The sequence below is a fragment of the Glycomyces salinus genome, assembly GCF_016428645.1.
GTDB lineage: Bacteria > Actinomycetota > Actinomycetes > Mycobacteriales > Micromonosporaceae > Glycomyces > Glycomyces salinus.
In genome coordinates this window covers 24,573-41,471 of sequence record NZ_JAELXW010000067.1, presented here as the reverse complement: position 1 = coordinate 41,471, position 16,899 = coordinate 24,573, and the positions used below count along the sequence as shown (strand labels likewise).

The following is a 16,899-nucleotide window of genomic DNA, read 5'->3' as shown; positions in this document are numbered from 1 at the left end:
ATCGTCTACGCAGACCCCTAACCGAACGGCATTGGGCCTAGCCCTCGGCGGCCGACCGGCCCGGAGAGCGGTCATCGCCGTTTCCCCGGGCCGATCGGCCGCGAGCGCATCCACAGGACCAGGTGCCAGTCCTGGTCGTTGATGAGCGGGTCGACCAGCAGCGACCGCAGCCGCTCGGCGCGCTCGCCCTGCCCGGCCTCTTCCAGGGCCGCCGCGATCGCCGCGGTGGTCTCGGACAGCATGATCGACAGGTGGGCGGTGCCGTCGAGGTCGAAGTTGCGCTCGATGGCGCGGGCGGCGAGGTCGAGGTCGGCCTCCCTGCCGTCCAGGCGGTGCCGGTCGGCGACGAACAGCTCGGGAGCGCCGGTGCCGGTATCGAGCAGTGCCCGACCCGGTCCGAACGGCAGCGACCGGGGGGTCTTCGTGCGGTTCGACTCCAACGGGGTGGTCCTTCCAGAAGAGGAAATGAACGAACATCATACTAAGAAATTGAACAAGTTCCGACATGCCTTGAGGGGGCGCCCGGCCCCGGCGAGACTGATCGCGTTTGACATTGACACGGTGTCAAGGTCTTTACTTGGGCGCTGGAGGTGGTCGACATGAACACGCCACACACGAACCCGCAGGGCACGCGCCTGGCCGACGCCCTGGCCGTCCGCAGCTCCTCGACGCGGCTCAAAGCCGCGCTCGCGGCCGGAACGCATCCCGACCCGGACGCGGCCGACACCCTCGTGGCCCGGTCCGCGATCGAACCCGACTTCTACGTGCGCGACATGCTCACCTGGGCCCTGACCCGGCTCCCGCCGGAGCTGACGGTGCCCAGGCTGCTCGCCCAGCTGCGCTCGGAGCACCCGCAGGCCCGCGCCCAGGCCCTGCACACGCTCTCCAAGATCGGCGACGCGAGCGCCTGGCCGCAGATCACGCCGTCCCTGCTGCGCGACCGCGACGACGAGACGGCGCGGAGCGCGTGGCGGGCCGCGGTGGTCCTCGTGCCCGACGGGCAGGAGAAGGAACTCGCCGCGGAACTGGCCTCCCAGCTCGGCCGCGGCGACCGGGAGATGCAGCGCAGCCTGAGCCGCGCCCTCGTCGCGCTCGGCGAGGCGGCCGAGGCGGTGCTCGCGACCGCGGCCGACAGCGAGGACCCGACGGTTGCCGCGCACGCCAGGGCCACCGAGCGGCTCCTGAACGACCCCGACGCCGCGTTCGAGCTCGACGTCGAAGCGGCCAAGCGGATCGTCGCGCTCGGCGGCGAAGAGAGGACCGGCTCCGATGCTGATCGGTGAGGTCGCGCGCCGCTCGGGCGTCAGCACCAGGATGCTCCGGCACTACGACGCCCTCGGCCTGGTGCGGCCGACCGGCCGCACCGCCGGCGGCTACCGCGAGTACACCGCCGAGGACATCCGCAGGATCTTCCACGTCGAGAGCCTGCGTACCCTCGGCCTGTCGCTGCGGCAGATCGGGCGCGTCCTCGAAGACCCCGAGTTCACGCCCGCCGCGCTCGTCGGCGACCTCATCCGGGAGACCGAGCGGCGGCTGAGCCGGGAACGGGAGCTGCTGGGACGGCTCCGCGCGGTCGACGCATCGGAGCCGTCCGGCTGGGAGGACGTCCTGCGCATCGTCGAACTCCTGCGCGGGCTGGGATCGCCGAGCGCCTCCAGGCGGCAGCAGGCGGTCCTGGCCCCCGCGGCCGACGCGCAGGTGCCCGCCGAACTTCTGGCCGAGGCTGTCCTGTCCGAATCGGACCTGAACGTCGCCGGGGCCCTGCGGTGGGCGCTCGCCCGCGCCGACCGCGACGTGGCCGCGAGCCTGGCGCGCGGCCTGGACTCCGAGGACGCCGAAGTGCGGCGACGCGCGGTGGTGGCGCTGGCCGAGATCCCCGGCGACGAGGCGACCGCGGCGCTCGCCGAAGCCCTCGATGACCCCGACCCGACCGTCCGAGGGCGCACCGCGCTCGAACTGGGCTCGCGCGGCCTGGCCGAGGCCGTGCCTACCCTGGTGGGCATGGTGATCGAGGGAGCCAACGACGTCGAGGCCGCCGAGGTCCTGGGGGCCCTGGCGCGCGACCCCGAACGGGCCGAGGGGATCACCGCCGCCCTGGCCGACCGGCTCGCCGCGCCCGACGGCGATCCCGCGGTGCGCCTGCGCCTGGTCCAGGCGCTCGCCGAACTGCCGAGCGCGGCCGCGCTGGAGGCCCTGAAAGGACTGACCGGCGATGCGGACCGGACCGTGGCCCGCACCGCCGCGGCCTTGGCCGGAATCATCGAAGATCGGGACCGGGCCTCGGGCTGAGCGTGAATCCCGAGGGGTACTTCGAGCTCTGAGGCCGTATCGTCCACCACGAACGGAAGGGAGCGCACTGTGACGACGTCCTCTGCGATCGCGGACCTGACCGCCGCCCTCTCCTCGAAGGGGATCGGGACGGTCGACTCCTCCCCGCTGGGCCGTGCCCTCTATTCGTCCGACGCGAGCCTGTACCGGGTGGTGCCCCAGGTGGTCGTCCGGGCCCGGCACCGCGAGGAGGTGCTGGCCGCGCACGAGACCTCCCGGGAGCTCGGCGTCCCGGTGACCATGCGCGGGGCCGGGACCTCCATCGCGGGCAACGCGGTCGGCCCCGGCATCGTGATCGACACGCGCGGCCTCGACCGGATCCTCGGCGTCGACCCCGAGTCGCGGACGGCGGTCGTCGAACCCGGCGTCGTCCACGCCGACCTGCAACGGGCCGCGGCCGCCCACGGGCTCCGGTTCGGCCCGGACCCGTCCACCCACACCCGTTGCACCATCGGCGGGATGATCGGCAACAACGCTTGCGGCTCAAGGGCGCTCGGCTACGGGCGCACCGCCGACAACGTCGAGGGGCTCACCGTCGTGTGGGGGACCGGCCGGCAGGCGACCTACGGCTCCTCGGGCGCCGGGGCCGACGACCCGACCGCCGTGGGCCTCGCCGCCCTGGCCGACCGGAACCTGGAGCATCTGCGCACCGCGTTCGGGCGGTTCGGACGCCAGGTCAGCGGCTACAGCCTCGAGCACCTGCTGCCCGAGAACGGCCGCCGCGTCGACCGGTTCCTGGTCGGCAGCGAAGGCACCCTGGCCACCGTGCTCGAAGCGACGGTGGACCTGGTGCCCGACGAGCCCGATCGGCGGCTGCTGGCGCTCGGGTACCCGACCATGTCCGAAGCCGCCGACGCGGTCCCTGCGCTTCTGGCCGCCGCCGCCGGCCGGCTGATCGCCTGCGAGGGGCTCGACTCGCGGATCGTCGACCTGGTGCGCGAGCGCCGCGCCGTCCCCGCCCTGCCGCGCGGCGGCGGCTGGCTCCTGGTCGAGTTCGCCGGGGCCGACGCCGGGGACCTGGTCCCGGCCCTGATCGCCGCCTCCGGCGCGACCGACTCCCGGACGGTGGCCGACGCGGGCGAGGCGACCGCGCTGTGGCGCATCCGCGAGGACGGCGCCGGACTGGCCAGCCGCTCCCTGCCGACCCCGGCCTACTCCGGCTGGGAGGACGCCGCCGTGCCGCCCGAGCACCTCGGCGCGTGGCTGCGCGACTTCGAGTCCCTCCTGGCTGACCACGGCCTCCACGGGGTCCCGTACGGCCACTTCGGAGACGGGTGCGTCCACTGCCGCATCGACTTCCCGTTCGCCGCCGGCGACTCCGCGAGCGCGCAGGGCTTCCGGGAGTTCATGACCGCCTGCGCCGACAGGCTCGCCGACTACGGCGGGTCGCTCTCGGGCGAGCACGGCGACGGCCGGTCGCGCTCGGAACTGCTTGACCGCATGTACGACCCGGCCTCCATCGACCTGTTCCGCGCCGTCAAGCGGCTCGGCGACCCCGAGGGCCTGATGAACCCCGGCAACATCGTCGACCCCGCCGCGATCACCGACGACCTGCGGCCGGTGCGCCCGGCCGCGCCGCCCGCGCGGACCGGGCTGCGGCTCGTCCACGACGACGGCGACCTCGCCGCGGCCGCCCACCGCTGCACCGGCGTCGGCAAGTGCGTCGCGCCGCGGCCCGGCGGCGTCATGTGCCCCTCGTACCTGGCGACCCGCGAGGAGAAGGACACCACCCGCGGCCGGGCCCGGGTCCTCCAGGAGGCCCTCGACGGCGAGCTGCTGCACGGCCTGGGCGACCCGGCCGTCGGCGAGGCGCTCGACCTGTGCCTGTCGTGCAAGGGCTGCGCCACCGACTGCCCCACCGGGGTCGACATGGCCACGTACAAGTCCGAGGCCCTCTACCAGCGCTACGACGGCCCCGACGCCGTCGAGCGCCGGCCGCGCAGCCACCTGGCGCTCGGGCGGCTGCCGCAGTGGGTGCGGCTGGGCGCGCCGTTGGCGGCAGTGGCCAATGCCTCGCTGCGGTTGCGGCCGATCGCCCGTCTGGCCAAGCGGATCGCGGGCATCGACCGGCGCCGCTCGATCCCCGAGATCGCCCGCCGGACGCTGCGGCGGACCGCCGCCACCGCCGACGCCTCGGCGCGCCCGGACGTGTGGGTGTGGGCCGACACTTTCACCGACCGCTTCCTTCCCGGCTCGGGGCTCGCGGCCGTCCGCTACCTGGAGTCCCGGGGGCTCTCGGTGCGCGTCATCGCCGAGGACGCATGCTGCGGGCTCACCTGGATCACCACCGGCCAACTGGACCAGGCCCGGGCGAGGGTGGAGCGGGCCGTGCGGACCCTGGCCCCCTACGTCGAATCGGGAGTGCCGGTGGTCGGCCTCGAACCGTCCTGCCTGGCCTCGCTCCGCAGCGACGCGCTGGAGCTGACCGACGCGCCCGAGGCGCGGACGGTCGCAGAGAACCTGCTCAGCCTCGCCGAGGTGATCGACCGCCTGGAGCTGCCGCTGCCGGACCTGACCGGGACCGAGGTGGTCGCCCAGCCGCACTGCCACCAGCGGGCGGTGTTCGGGTGGGGGACCGACCGGGCGCTGCTGGAGCGGGCCGGAGCGCGCGTCGTGGAGGTGCCCGGCTGCTGCGGGCTGGCCGGCAACTTCGGTATGGAGGAGGGCCACTACGAGGTCTCATCGGCGGTCGCCGAGACGCACCTGCTGCCCGCGGTCAGGTCCAATCCGGACGCGGTCGTGCTCGCCGACGGCATGTCGTGCCGGGTCCAGCTCGACGACCTGGAGCGGGTCCCGACGCTCCACCTCGCGGAACTGCTTGCCGGAGAGCGGACCTGAACGCGCCCGCGGATCCGCGCGGTGGGCCATTCGGATTCGATGCCTCGGGTGCGCTTCTGTAAGAGTTCCTTAAGCCTTTTCGGCAAGTGAGGGCATTGACTTGATATCTTCACGTGTTTATACTTTCATATTGTTAGCGCTTCCACAATTGCGGATATCAGACTTGAAAGGAGTTGGAAGACCGCATTATCGGACCTGCGACAACGGGTTCCTTCGATGTCGAATGCGCAGTCGAATCGCATCGTTACCGCTGGTCCAAAGCATTACAGCCTCTCGGTGAACACACGCCCGCCCCCCGGGTCGGAGAGGTCACGGCCATTTCCTGATATCGCGCTGCCCAAAATCTATCCGAGCCGAATGGTCACCGGAATGGATCAGTGTGCCGTGAAGCAATTCGGTGTCGCCGACGAAATCACTCTATCCGCAATGTACTTATGAACGGGCCCGGGTCGCTCATTCCCGGCGGCATTCGGGCCCGGATCGCCATCGGGCCGAGGCCCGATCACCGACAACGAAACCGAGGTACAACCATGCCTGAAATCGACTACCCCAAGCGACGAATAGAACACATAGAGGACCGAGGGTCGAACGGAACACGCCTCATCGCCAGACCCGGGCCGAGACCCGGCCTCTCGGTCCTGCCTCCCGCACCGGACGGCGACACGGACCGGTTCCGCCGGTTCGGCTGGGGCCCGACCCGCGCGGTCCCCCGGCTGTCGATCCACGAAGCGATCGAGCGGCACGCCGCCGCGACGCCCGCCGCGATCGCCGCCGAGCACGAAGGACGCCGCATCACCTACGGCGAACTCGAACGCCACGCGGCCCGCCTGACCGCCCGCCTCGCCCGGCACGGCGTCCGCCCGGGCGACCGCGTCGCGCTCGTCGTCCGCCGCGGCATCCCGATGGTCGTCGGCATCCTGGCGATCCTCAAGGCCGGCGCCGCCTACGTGCCGCAGGACGCCAGGATGGTCCGGACCCCGGCACTCCGGCATATCCTGCGGACCGCCGCGGTCGAGGTCGTCCTCACCGAGTCCGGCGCGCCCGTGGACCTCCCTGCGGGCCACACCGCCATCGACATCGACGCGGCCATGGCCGACCGGACCGACCCCCCGGCCCCCCGCGTCCACTCCGCGCCCGAGCGGGCCTGCTACGTCCTGTTCACCTCGGGCACCACCGGGAAGCCCAACGGCGTCGAGGTCACCCACGGCAACGTGGCGAACCTGCTGTTCACCCGGCCCGGTGACCTCGGCATCCGGCCCGGGACCACCGTCGCCCAGATCCTCAACATCGCCTTCGACATGGCCGCTTGGGAGATCCTCGGCTGCCTCACCCACGGCGGCACGCTCCTCATCCGCGGCGACGACATCGAAGCGACCGCCCGCAGGGCCGAGGTCCTGATAGCGACCCCGACGATCCTGTCCCGGATCGACCCCGCCGCGTGCGGACCGGTCCGGACCGTCGCCGTCGCAGGCGAGCCCTGTCCCCGCGCGCTGGCCGACCGGTGGGCGGAGCGCAGCACCTTCTACAACGGGTGCGGCCCGACCGAGACCACCATCGTGAACACGATGCAGCGGCACCGCCCCGGCAACGAGCGCCTCACCATCGGCAGGCCCACGCCCAACAACACCGTCTACATCCTCGACGAGCGGCGCGAACCGCTCCCGATCGGCGAGGTCGGCGAGATGTGGGCCGGCGGCGACTGCGTCTCGGCCGGATACCTGGCCGACCCCGGGCTCAACGCTGAACGGTACGCGCCCGATCCGTTCCTGGGCGGCGGCCGGATGATGTTCCGCACCCGCGACCTGGGCCGCTGGACCGACGACGGTGAACTGGAGCACCTCGGACGCACCGACGACCAGGTCAAGATCCGCGGATTCCGAGTCGAACTGGACTCGGTGTCCGCCGTCCTGGAGGGCGTGCCCGGCTGCGCCCGGGCGGCCACGGTCAAACTGGACGACCGCACGCTGGTGTCGTTCGTCGAACCCGCCGCCGTCGACCCGGCCGGGGCCCGCGACGCCGTGGCCGCGGCCCTGCCGTACTACTGCGTGCCGGACACCGTCCACGCGATCGATGCCCTGCCCTTGACCAGCCGCGGCAAGATCGACAAAGCGCTGCTCGCCCGCCTCGCGCGCGCCGAAGGAGGTGCGGCGGCATGAGCCTCCTCAAAGAGACCGCGACCCAGGACGTCGCGCTCCCGCCCCTCCTCCCGCGGGCGCGGCGCCTCTTCAAGCATCCGGCGCTGATGCACTACAACCGGCTGGCCGCGACCGTGATCGCGGTGAACCTGGTGGTCCTGGCGCTGGCGCTGCCCGATCGCGTCAGCCCCGAGCTCGCCTCCCGCGCCGCGCTGGTCAACTTCGCCCTGGCGATCCTGATCCGCCGCCAGCGCCTGATCAACCTGCTGTTCCGGCTGGCCACGGCAGCGCCGGTCACCTGGCCGCTGCGCGTGCGCTGGACGCTGGCCAAGGTGTACCACTTCGGCGGCCTGCACGTCGGAGGAGCGCTTTCGGGGACGCTGTGGTTCGGCGCGTTCGTCGGACTGGCCACCGCCCAGGGCGCGCCGACCGACGTCCTCGTGCTGGCGTACGCGCTCGTGGCGCTGTTCGTCTGCATCGTGGTGATGACGCTGCCGAGGCTGCGGGCCAAACACCACAACAGGTTCGAGCTGGTCCACCGCTTCGGCGGCTGGCTGTCGCTGGTCCTGCTGTGGGCCCTGACCCTCGTCCAGATCGGACACACCGGCGTCTCGCCGTTCGCCTCCCCGGAGTTCTGGGTCCTGTGCGTGCTCACCGTGGCGATCGCCGCGCCGTGGACTCGCCTGCGCCGGGTGCCGGTGGACATCAAACGGCCATCGTCGCACGTGGCCATCGCCCGGTTCACGCACGGCCGCAAGCCGTTCGCCGGTTCCTCGACCGCGATCAGCCGCTCCCCGCTGCTGGAGTGGCACTCGTTCGCCAACATCCCAGCGCCAGGCGAGCGGGGTTTCCGGCTGACGATCTCGCGCGCGGGCGACTGGACCGGCCGGTTCATCGACGACATGCCCGATCACGTGTGGGTCAAGGGCATCACCACCGCCGGCGTGGCCAACATCGAGGTCCTGTTCCGCAAGGTCGTGTACGTGGCCACCGGCAGCGGCATCGGCCCGTGCCTGCCCCACTTGCTGGCGCAAGAGGTGCCGGCGCTCCTGGTCTGGTCGACCCGGGCTCCGCGGGAGACGTTCGGCGACGAACTGGTCGACGAGATCCTCGCCGTCCAGCCCGACGCCCGGATCTGGGACACCGCCGAGCACGGCAGGCCCGACCTGGTGGGCCTGGCCTACGCCGCCTACCGAGACTTCGGCGCCGAGGCGGTCATCTGCATCTCCAACAAGAAACTCACCTGGCGGGTCGTCCACGGCCTCGAGCGCAGGGGCATCCCCTCGTACGGCGCCATATGGGACTCCTGAGGAAGGAAGACGTCATGCGACTGAAGATCGAACGCACCGGACGGGTCGTGCGGGTGCGCCTGCACCGGCCCGAGGTCCTCAACGCCCTCGACACCGAGCTGATGACCGAGCTGGTCGAGGCGCTGGAACCGCTCGACCGCGACTCCGGCGTCGGCTGCTTCGTGATCACCGGCTCGGAGCGGGCCTTCGCGGCCGGAGCCGACATCGCCGAGATGGTCGGGAAATCGGCCGCCGACATGATGACCGAGGACTTCTTCGGCGGTTGGGAGGCGTTCGCGGCCCTGCGCACCCCGAAGATCGCCGCGGTCGCCGGGTACGCGCTCGGCGGCGGCTGCGAACTGGCGATGATGTGCGACCTCGTCATCGCGGCCGACAACGCCAAGTTCGCCCAGCCCGAGATAACCCTCGGCGTCATCCCCGGCATCGGGGGCACGCAACGGCTCACCAGGCTGGTGGGCAGGGCCAAGGCGATGGACATGATCCTCACCGGCAGGCCGGTCGACGCCGCCGAGGCCGAGCGGATCGGCCTGGTCTCACGGGTCGTTCCGGCCGACCGCCTGCTCGCCGAGGCCACCGAGGTCGCCGAGCAGATCGCCGGCCACGGCTCGGTCGCGGTCAAGGCCGCCCGGGACTGCGTCGACCGCGCCCTGGAGACGGGCCTGGCCGACGGCGTCCGCTACGAGCGCCGGGTCTTCCACGCGCTCTTCGCTACCGACGACCAGAAGGAGGGGATGCGGGCGTTCCTGGAGAAGCGACCGGCGTCGTTCACCGGGAAGTGACCGGGTGCGGGCGCCGCGGACCGCGGCGCCCGTCAAGCGTCCAGGAACCGTTCGACCAGGCCCCAGCGCCGCAGCTGCTCGACTTGGAGCCGCGACCACGGCGACAGGTCGGAGCCGGAGCGGGCCGCCCACGCGACGTAGTCGGGCCAGGCGATCCAGTCGACGCGGTCGGCCTCGGCGGGATCCGGCGCGGGGTCGCCGTCGATGCGGCACAGGTAGACCGGGCAGATCTCGTTCTCGACCACCCCGCCCGACTCGGCCCGGTAGCGGAACGTCGGCAGCGCGCACACCAGGTCCCGGGGCGCGACGCCCAACTCGGAGCGCAGGCGCCTGGCCACGGCCGACTCCATGAACTCGCCGGGACCGGGATGGCCGCAGCAGGTGTTGGTCCATACCCCCGGAAAGGCCCGCTTGGCGATCGACCGCCGGGTCGCCAGCACTCGCCCCTCGGCGTCGAAACCGTAGCAGGAGAACGCCAGGTGAAGCGGGGTGTCCGGCCCGTGCACCGTGTCCTTGCGCTCGTGTCCGATCGGCGTTCCGTCCTCGCCGAGCAGCACGACCGCCTCAGTCGCCTCGCCCAAAATCGCCCCCGTGGTCGGCAGGCCACCGATGGTATCGCGGCCGACCGGAGTCCACATCCGCCGATCGGGGCACGCCCTCTCAGAGCGAGCTCGACCGTCTACGGAGCGGGCGCGCCGAACGCGGCCCGCCGTCGAGCGCCGCGGCGCGACCGGCTGCGCAGGTAGACCACCCGCACCGTCGTGCCGACCGCGAACGCCGCCGCCGCGATCGCGCCGAACAGCGCCAGCGGCGAGCCGATCGGCTCACCAGTGCGGTGCCCGGCCCGGCCTTCGGGATCGTAGGTCATCACGACCTGCTCGCCCACCTCGAAGCGGCGGTTCGGCGAGGTCCGCTGGGTGAGCTCCCCGGCGGTCGGGCACTCCAGGGTGTGGTCGTACTTGCGCTCACGATCGCCGTCGCGGCGGACGTAGACCATCTCCTGCGAGGTGACCGTGCATGTCTCGGTGACGCCGCGCTCGGTCAGCACCTGCTCGTTGACGCCGATGAACACCACGACCGGCATCGCGAACAGTATTAGGTGGACGGCCACGGCCGCCCCGAGCATCGGCGTCCGGCCCTCCCGGAGCACGAAGTACCAGACCTCGACGAGGAACAGCACGAACGCGACGGCCAGCAGCGACATCGGGACCGGCGTCCAGAACGCGTCGGCCACGAGCATCCCGTACCAGGCCGCGACGGCACAGAGCGCGACCACGGCCAGGACCAGGACCGAGCCGACGATGACGTCGCGCCCCAACCTGATCCGGTCCTCGAAGGCGTGTTCGGCGTTCCGCTTGGGCGGCTGGTCGGGCTGCGAGTACCGCGGGCCGTAGGGCTGGTCGGTCACGGTGGGCACTTCCTTCTGGGGCTGGGGGCGCGGGCACCGCACAGGCTAGCGCCGCGCGGCAACCGGCTAGGGGTAGTCCGGCACCTCGACCAGGACCTGCCACTGGTCGCCTTCGACGCCGGTGAAGGTGACCGTGGCCGAGTACTCCTCGCCGCTGTCCGGGTCGATCATCGTGCAGTAGACGATCCGGCCATCCTCGGGAACGTAGTTGACCTCGCCGCAGTCGACCTCGGGGCGCGCCCCGAGCTGCGGTTCCAGCGCGTCCTCGGCGGCCTCGGCGATGTCGGCGGCCGCGATCTCCCCGTCGCGGGGAGGCGTCGCCCCCGTGTCCTCGGACTCCACCTCGGCCGGCTCCTCGGCCTGGGTCTGGTCGTCCGCGCCCTCGGCCGGGAACACCTCGACCTCGATGTCCCACTGGTCGCCGTCGACGCCGGTGAAGGTCACGACCATGTCGAGTTCCAGGTCGGTGGCGGGGTCGATCATCGTGCAGTCGACCTCGTCGCCCTCGGCGGGGGTGATGTCGTCGTCGCCGCAGTCGACCTCGGGCCGCTCCCCGAGCTGCGGCTCCAGTGTGTCCGCGGCCGCCTCGGAGAGGTCCTCGCCGGAGATCGTCTGGCTGAAGAGGCTGCAAGCCGAGGCGGCGAGCACCGTGAGCGTCAGCGGCAGGACAAGTCGTAGAGGGCGCACGTTCGGCCTTTCAGTCGAAGTATTGACCGGTCGGTCTTCGGGCTTCGCGGTCACCGGGCGAATTCGATCATGATCGTACTGGGCATGGTTCCCGCACGGATTCTGCACGGATCACTCGTGCGAACCGGGATCTGATCGGCCCCGGAAACGCTGATGTATTGGCGCCCTGAAGGACAGGCACCGGTCGTCTCCGACCGAAATGCGGGGGAGCGCCAGCCGGCTACTCCTGCTCGCCGGTCATTCTCGGAGTGACGCTGGCCACGCGCGCGTAGCGCGGCCGGTTCCAGGAGGGAACGGTGCATTCGGTCCCACCGTCCGTGACCGCTATATCGGCGAGAATGGACTGTGAAGTCACTTCACCGGGGCGATGCCCTGACTGCCGGTGTATGCCCAGAGCCCGGTGTGCCAGTTCACCGGCTTCGCCGGGCTTTCCGGACTTCACGGCGATCGCGGCCAGATGGTTGAGCGCCCGGCCCTGCAGGAACCGGTAGCCCGCTTCCTCGGCGGTCCACAGGGCGCGCTGCGCCGCGGCCTTGGCGCGGTCGGGCTCGCCGCTGTGCAGCAGCGCCCCCGGCAGGCCCGCCATGGCCTCGACCCGGTGGAACATCGTGGGCTCGTCGGCGGTCTCGACCAGGATGCGGTCGAAGTGGGCGATCGCGGCCGCGTGGTCGCCGAGTGCCTCGTAGGCCGAGGCCACCGCCACCAGCGCGTGCATCCTGATCCGGTGGTCGGCGGCGTCGGTGCGGGACTCGAGGACCCGCTGTCCGAGGGCCAGCGCCTCACGCTCGTGTCCGGAGGCCAGCCGGAGCCTGGCGGTGGCGCCCATGATGTCCCCGGAGCGGTCGAAGCCGGCCCCGGTGCGCTCCAGTTCGGTCGCCTCGGCCAGGTGGGCCGCGGCCAGGTCGGTCCGCCCGCGGAACAGTTGGACCTCGGCCATGTGCGTGAGCATGACCGCCCGCACCGAGGCGGTGCCGGTGGCCACGGCGAGGTCCAGCGCCGACTCGAAGTACTCGATCGCCTTCTCGAGCTCGCCCACGAGCGAGTGGAGGATGCCCAGCCAATGCAGGTTGGTGCACTCGGCGCGGCATTCGCCGACCGCCCGGTTCGCGTGCAGCGCCGCGTGGGCGTGCCCCAGCCCTTCGGGTATGCGCCCCCGGTAGAAGGAGGCCGCCGCCAGGTTCCCCTCGGCCGCGGCCGCGCCCGCGGTCCAGTCGAACCTCCTGGCTATGTCGGCCGCGTCGCGCCCGTGTCGGACCGCCTCCTCCAGCCGGTTGCAGCGGATCAGCGCGCAGGCCATGACCAGCTCGGCGGCGGCCAGGCCGGCCCTGTCCCCGGCGCGCTCGGCCGCGACCAGGGCCGCCCGGGCGATGCGGAAGCCGTCGTCGCCGAGCATGCCCAGCCAGATGTACCCGCGCAGCATGTCGGCCAGCCGCCAGGCGTATTCGGGCGGCCCGTGCTCGGCGGTGTGCTCGACGGCGGCGATGAGGTTGATCCACTCGGCCTTCAGCCATCGGGCCGCCTCGGGCGCCGACGGCGGGGAACCGGCGTCGGATTCGGTCGCGTCTTCCAGCCCCACCGACTCCGGATACAGCAGTGAGCGGCAGGCGGCGGCGTTGACGCAGTACCAGTCGAGCAGCCGCCGCAGCGCCTCGGACCGCTCGGACTCGCTCAGCCGGGCCGCGGCGGTCTCGGAGGCGTAGAGGCGGACCAGGTCGTGGAGCCGGTAGCGGCCCGGGTGGCCGTGCTCGACCAGGTTCGCGTCGAGCAGCTCGCGGAGCGCCCGCCCGGCGTCCCCCCTGGGGCCGCCGTGGAGGCGGACCGCGCTCTCGATCCCGAAATCGGGCCCCGGGATCAGCGCGAGCAGGTCGAACAGCCGGGCGGTGTCGGGGTCGAGCGAGCGGTACGACCAGGAGAACACCGCCCGCAGATCCACCGAGTCCTCGTCGCCGGCCAGGGCGTCGAGCCGGGAGGTCTCCAGCCCTTCGGCGATGACCCCCAAAGACGAGTCGGCGCGGGTCGAGGCCCTGGCGGCCGCAAGCGCCAACGCCAGCGGGAGCCCCGCGCAGGCCGAGAGGATCCGCTCGGCCGATCCCGGATCGGCCGCGAGCCGCTTCGGTCCCAGGTGCCGCTCCAGGAACGCGATCTCCTCCCGCCGGCTGAACGATCCGACCTCGATGATCCGGGCCCCGTGCGAGGCGGCGAGGCCGACCAGTCGGCGGCGGCTGATCACCAGCGTGTGCACGTTCGGCGAACCCGGCAGCAGCGGCCGAATCTGGTCGGCGTCGCGCGCGTTGTCGAGTATGAGCAGCCGCCGCTCCTCGCCGATGCGGCTGCGGTAGAGCGCGATCTGGGCGTCGGGGTCCGCCGGGATCCGCCGCGGCTCGACCCCCATGGAGCCCAGCAGGACGCGGGCGGCCTCGGCCGTCTCCAGCGCGGCCCCGGTCGGGGCGAACCCACGCAGGTCGATGTAGATCCGGCCGCCGGGGAATCGGGCCGAGGACCGGTGGCCCCAGTGCAGGGCCAGCATCGTCTTGCCCGTACCCCCGGCGCCGGTCAGGACGACCAGCGGGCTCGAATCGGACTCGGCCGACTCGTCCAGCGCGGCCAGGCTCTCGTGCCGCCCGGTGAAGACGGCCGTGCTGGCCGGCAGTGTCTCCGGCGTGAAGCGGACCGGCTCCTCGACCGCTCCGGGGGCCAGGCTCGGCTCCTCGCGCAGGATCGCCGTGTGCAGGTCGCGCAGCGGCTTGCCGGGATCGACCCCGAGCTCCTCGACCAGCCGCTCGGCGGCCTCGGCGTAGACGCGGAGGGCCTCGGGTCCGAGCCCGGAGCGGTAGAGCGACAGCATCAGCTGCTCGGCGAAGCGCTGCCGGAACGGGTGCTCGGAGTGCAGCCGCCGCAGCTCGTCCACCAGCAGTTCGTGGCGCCCCAAGTGCAGCCCGATCTCGATGCGCTCCTCGGTCAGCTTGAGCCGGTACTCGTCCAGCCGCCGCGCCGCCGCCTCGACGGTGCTTCCGGACAGCCCGGCCAGGGACGGGCCGCTCCATTCGGCGAGGGCCTCGCCGAGCGCCCGCTCGGCCTCGGCCGAGCGTCCGGCCGCCTGGTGCTCCTGCGCCTCGGTCTCGCTTCGCCGGCAGCGGAGCAGGTCGAGCTCGTCGGTCTCGACCTCGAACCGGTAGCCCGTCCCCACCTTCTGGAGCCGGTCTCCGGCCGTGCCGAGCTGGCGGCGCAGGGCCGCGGCGATGTTCTGCACCTGCCTGGTGGCGGTCGCAGGCGGATCGTGGTCCCAGAGCCCCTCGACCAGCCGGTCGATCGGGAGCACCTGGTTCGCCTGCTCCAGCAGCATCGCCAGCAGCCGCGGATGGTGGCGGCCGCTGATCGGGACCGGCCCCTCGGCCGTGCGGACTTCCAGCAGACCCAGAATGCGGATTCTCAACATGACTGCCCCGCCTCTCATCCGATCCAGCGCCTCGGCCCGGCTGGGCCGTGCTGCGAGCCGCCCGCGAGTTCTTCGAAGGCGCGCGCGATGTCGGGTTCTTCGATCGTGGTCATTTCCTCGGTGGACGGGACGCCCGAATGGCCGTGGGTCCCGATCAGGCGCAGATCGCGCCGCGCTCCGGCCTTGAGACACAGCTCGCGGGCGAAGCGGGCGTTGCCGAACGAGTCGATCGCCCCGGCGTCCACGACCTGTTCGAACCGCGCGAGCAGCGCCCGCTCGGCGTCGGCGGCCAGCCGCTCGCCGCCGGAGCCCAGGATCGCGACGGCGATCGCCAGGAGTTCCTCGGCCGAATAGGATGGGAAGTCGATCACGGTCGAGAACCGCGACCGCAGACCCGGGTTGCTCGACAGCAGCTCGCGGATCTCCGCGGTGTATCCGGCCAGGACGATGACCAGGTGGTCGCGCCGGTTCTCGGCCGCGGTCAGGATCTCCTGCATGGCCTCGTCGCCGTAGGGGTCCCTTCCGCCGGCGTACCCCGCGTTCACCAGGGAATATGCCTCGTCGATGAACAGGACGCCGCCGGTGGCCTCGTCGATCTTATTGCGGGTCTTCAGCGCGGTGGACCCGAGGTGCTTGCCGACCAGGTCGCCGCGCTGGGTCTCGACCACCTCGCCGTGCTCGAGCAGGCCCAGGCCCGCGAGGATCTCGCCCATGATGCGGGCGACCGTGGTCTTGCCGGTGCCGGGCGGGCCGGTGAACACGAAGTGCTGCGGCCGGGTCGTGGCCGGCAGCCCGCGTTCCTTCCGCAGCGCCGCCATCCTGAATTGGGCCTTCATGGTGCGGATCTGGTCCTTGACCGGATCGAGCCCGATCATCGCCTCGAGCTTCCGCGCCGCGTCCTCGAGCAGGTCGCCGCGGCCGCCGGAGGGCTCCTTGGGTTCGGACGGCGGCGAGGTGCTCAACCGCCTGTCGACCGGCTGAGACCGCGGACCCTCCGGTCGGGCCGCGCCGGCGCGGACGGCGAAGTCCTCGACGTCGGGGGCGAGGCGGTAGGCCCGCTGGAACGCCTGCCTCGCCTCCTCGCCCTTCCCCACCCCTTCCAGGGCCACGCCCTGCACGAAGCTGACCTCGGCGTCGAATTCGGGGGTGTCCACCGCGGCCGGGACGCCTTCGAGGGCGCTCAGCGCCTCGTGGTGCATCTCCAGGTGCGCCAGCGAGAACGCCACGTACAACTGGGCCTCGTCGTGGAGGAAGGGGTCGGCGATGTCGCGGGCGACCTTGAGCACGCGCTCCCAGTCCTTCTGGTCGAACGCGCAGCGGATCCGCAGGAACTTGACCGGGTCGTCCTCGACACCGGGCTCGACCAGCGCCTGGGAGGCCAGTTCGTAGTGCTCGTCCTCGATCAGGTGCGACACGTAGGCCAGCCACGCCTGACGGGCGTCGCTGAGCGTGAAGGTCACGAACGACCCGATCGCGAACGAGGCGTCCAAGGACAGTCCCGTCATGCGCCGCAGCCCGCCGACGTCGTCCTGGCAGTCGAGCACGGCCAGCAGCGCCTCCTGCTGCCGCTCCCCGCAGGCGTACATGCCGAGCCAGGCGTCGGCCGCCCGCTGATCGTATTCGAGGACGTGTTCGAAGCAGTCGGCCGCCCGCACCAGGTCGTCCTTGGCGAGCAGTCTCACTCCGCGCGCCCAGACTTCCGAAGCCAGTTCGGTGGCCGTCGAGAATGGCATGTCCGCTCCGAGGTGAGAAGGGGTCAAAGGGCAGGAGTGCTCCAGAGCACGGTTCCCCCGATTGCCGCAAGGTTACGATGCGAGCGCCTCGGCCCGTGGCCGAACCTTTCGGACCCGCCGCACCGATCGAACCCGGTTTTGCCTGGTGAGGGCAGTTTCCCAGGTGCCGCGGCCGAGGTCCTGGGCGGGATTCGGCCACCCGACTGCCGGTATCCCGCCGGTTCTCCGCCTCGAAAGGACGCCGA

The 16,899-nt window shown here is 72.1% G+C and carries 12 protein-coding genes; 6 read left to right on the top strand and 6 right to left on the bottom strand.

Going from position 1 to position 16,899, the window contains the following annotated elements; genetic code table 11:
- Positions 1-71: 71 nt before the first annotated feature.
- Entirely contained in the window at positions 72-440 is a 369-nt protein-coding gene (locus tag JFB92_RS17415) for a hypothetical protein (RefSeq protein ID WP_199041762.1), read from the bottom strand.
- Positions 441-599: 159 nt separating this feature from the next.
- Here JFB92_RS17415 and JFB92_RS17410 point away from each other — a divergent pair, with 159 nt between their 5' ends.
- From JFB92_RS17410 to JFB92_RS17385, 6 genes are all read left to right on the top strand, one after another.
- Positions 600-1,283, top strand: a complete 684-nt coding sequence (locus tag JFB92_RS17410; protein WP_199041760.1) for a HEAT repeat domain-containing protein — start codon at positions 600-602, stop codon at positions 1,281-1,283.
- Positions 1,270-2,289 (top strand): HEAT repeat domain-containing protein, encoded by a 1,020-nt coding sequence (locus tag JFB92_RS17405; protein WP_199041757.1) that lies wholly within the window; start codon positions 1,270-1,272, stop codon positions 2,287-2,289. The genes JFB92_RS17410 and JFB92_RS17405 overlap by 14 nt, the downstream gene beginning before the upstream one ends.
- A gap of 69 nt (positions 2,290-2,358) precedes the next feature.
- Positions 2,359-5,166, top strand: a complete 2,808-nt coding sequence (locus tag JFB92_RS17400; protein WP_307789196.1) for an FAD-binding and (Fe-S)-binding domain-containing protein — start codon at positions 2,359-2,361, stop codon at positions 5,164-5,166.
- Between the two features lie 530 nt (positions 5,167-5,696).
- Positions 5,697-7,322 (top strand): amino acid adenylation domain-containing protein, encoded by a 1,626-nt coding sequence (locus JFB92_RS17395; protein ID WP_199041754.1) that lies wholly within the window; start codon positions 5,697-5,699, stop codon positions 7,320-7,322.
- Complete coding sequence (locus JFB92_RS17390) at positions 7,319-8,611, top strand: FNR domain-containing protein (protein ID WP_199041750.1); 1,293 nt, start codon at positions 7,319-7,321, stop codon at positions 8,609-8,611. The genes JFB92_RS17395 and JFB92_RS17390 overlap by 4 nt, the downstream gene beginning before the upstream one ends.
- A 14-nt stretch (positions 8,612-8,625) precedes the next feature.
- Positions 8,626-9,390, top strand: a complete 765-nt coding sequence (locus tag JFB92_RS17385) for an enoyl-CoA hydratase-related protein (RefSeq protein ID WP_199041747.1) — start codon at positions 8,626-8,628, stop codon at positions 9,388-9,390.
- Between the two features lie 32 nt (positions 9,391-9,422).
- Here the strand turns inward: JFB92_RS17385 and idi are convergent, their stop codons facing one another.
- From idi to JFB92_RS17360, 5 genes are all read right to left on the bottom strand, one after another.
- The gene (gene idi / locus JFB92_RS17380) at positions 9,423-9,971 is read right to left on the bottom strand and encodes an isopentenyl-diphosphate Delta-isomerase (RefSeq protein ID WP_199041744.1); all 549 of its coding nucleotides are present in this window, start codon (positions 9,969-9,971) and stop codon (positions 9,423-9,425) included.
- Between the two features lie 98 nt (positions 9,972-10,069).
- Positions 10,070-10,798 carry a hypothetical protein gene (locus JFB92_RS17375; protein WP_199041741.1) on the bottom strand — a complete coding sequence of 243 codons (729 nt, stop codon included), beginning with the start codon at positions 10,796-10,798 and terminating at the stop codon, positions 10,070-10,072.
- A 66-nt stretch (positions 10,799-10,864) separates the two neighbouring features.
- Positions 10,865-11,485, bottom strand: coding sequence for a DUF4333 domain-containing protein (locus tag JFB92_RS17370; protein WP_199041738.1), 621 nt, complete (start codon positions 11,483-11,485; stop codon positions 10,865-10,867).
- 220 nt (positions 11,486-11,705) lie between these two features.
- Positions 11,706-14,921, bottom strand: a complete 3,216-nt coding sequence (locus JFB92_RS17365; RefSeq protein WP_199041734.1) for an AfsR/SARP family transcriptional regulator — start codon at positions 14,919-14,921, stop codon at positions 11,706-11,708.
- A 14-nt stretch (positions 14,922-14,935) separates the two neighbouring features.
- The gene (locus JFB92_RS17360) at positions 14,936-16,654 is read right to left on the bottom strand and encodes an AAA family ATPase (protein WP_199041731.1); all 1,719 of its coding nucleotides are present in this window, start codon (positions 16,652-16,654) and stop codon (positions 14,936-14,938) included.
- Between the last annotated feature and the right edge of the window lie 245 nt (positions 16,655-16,899).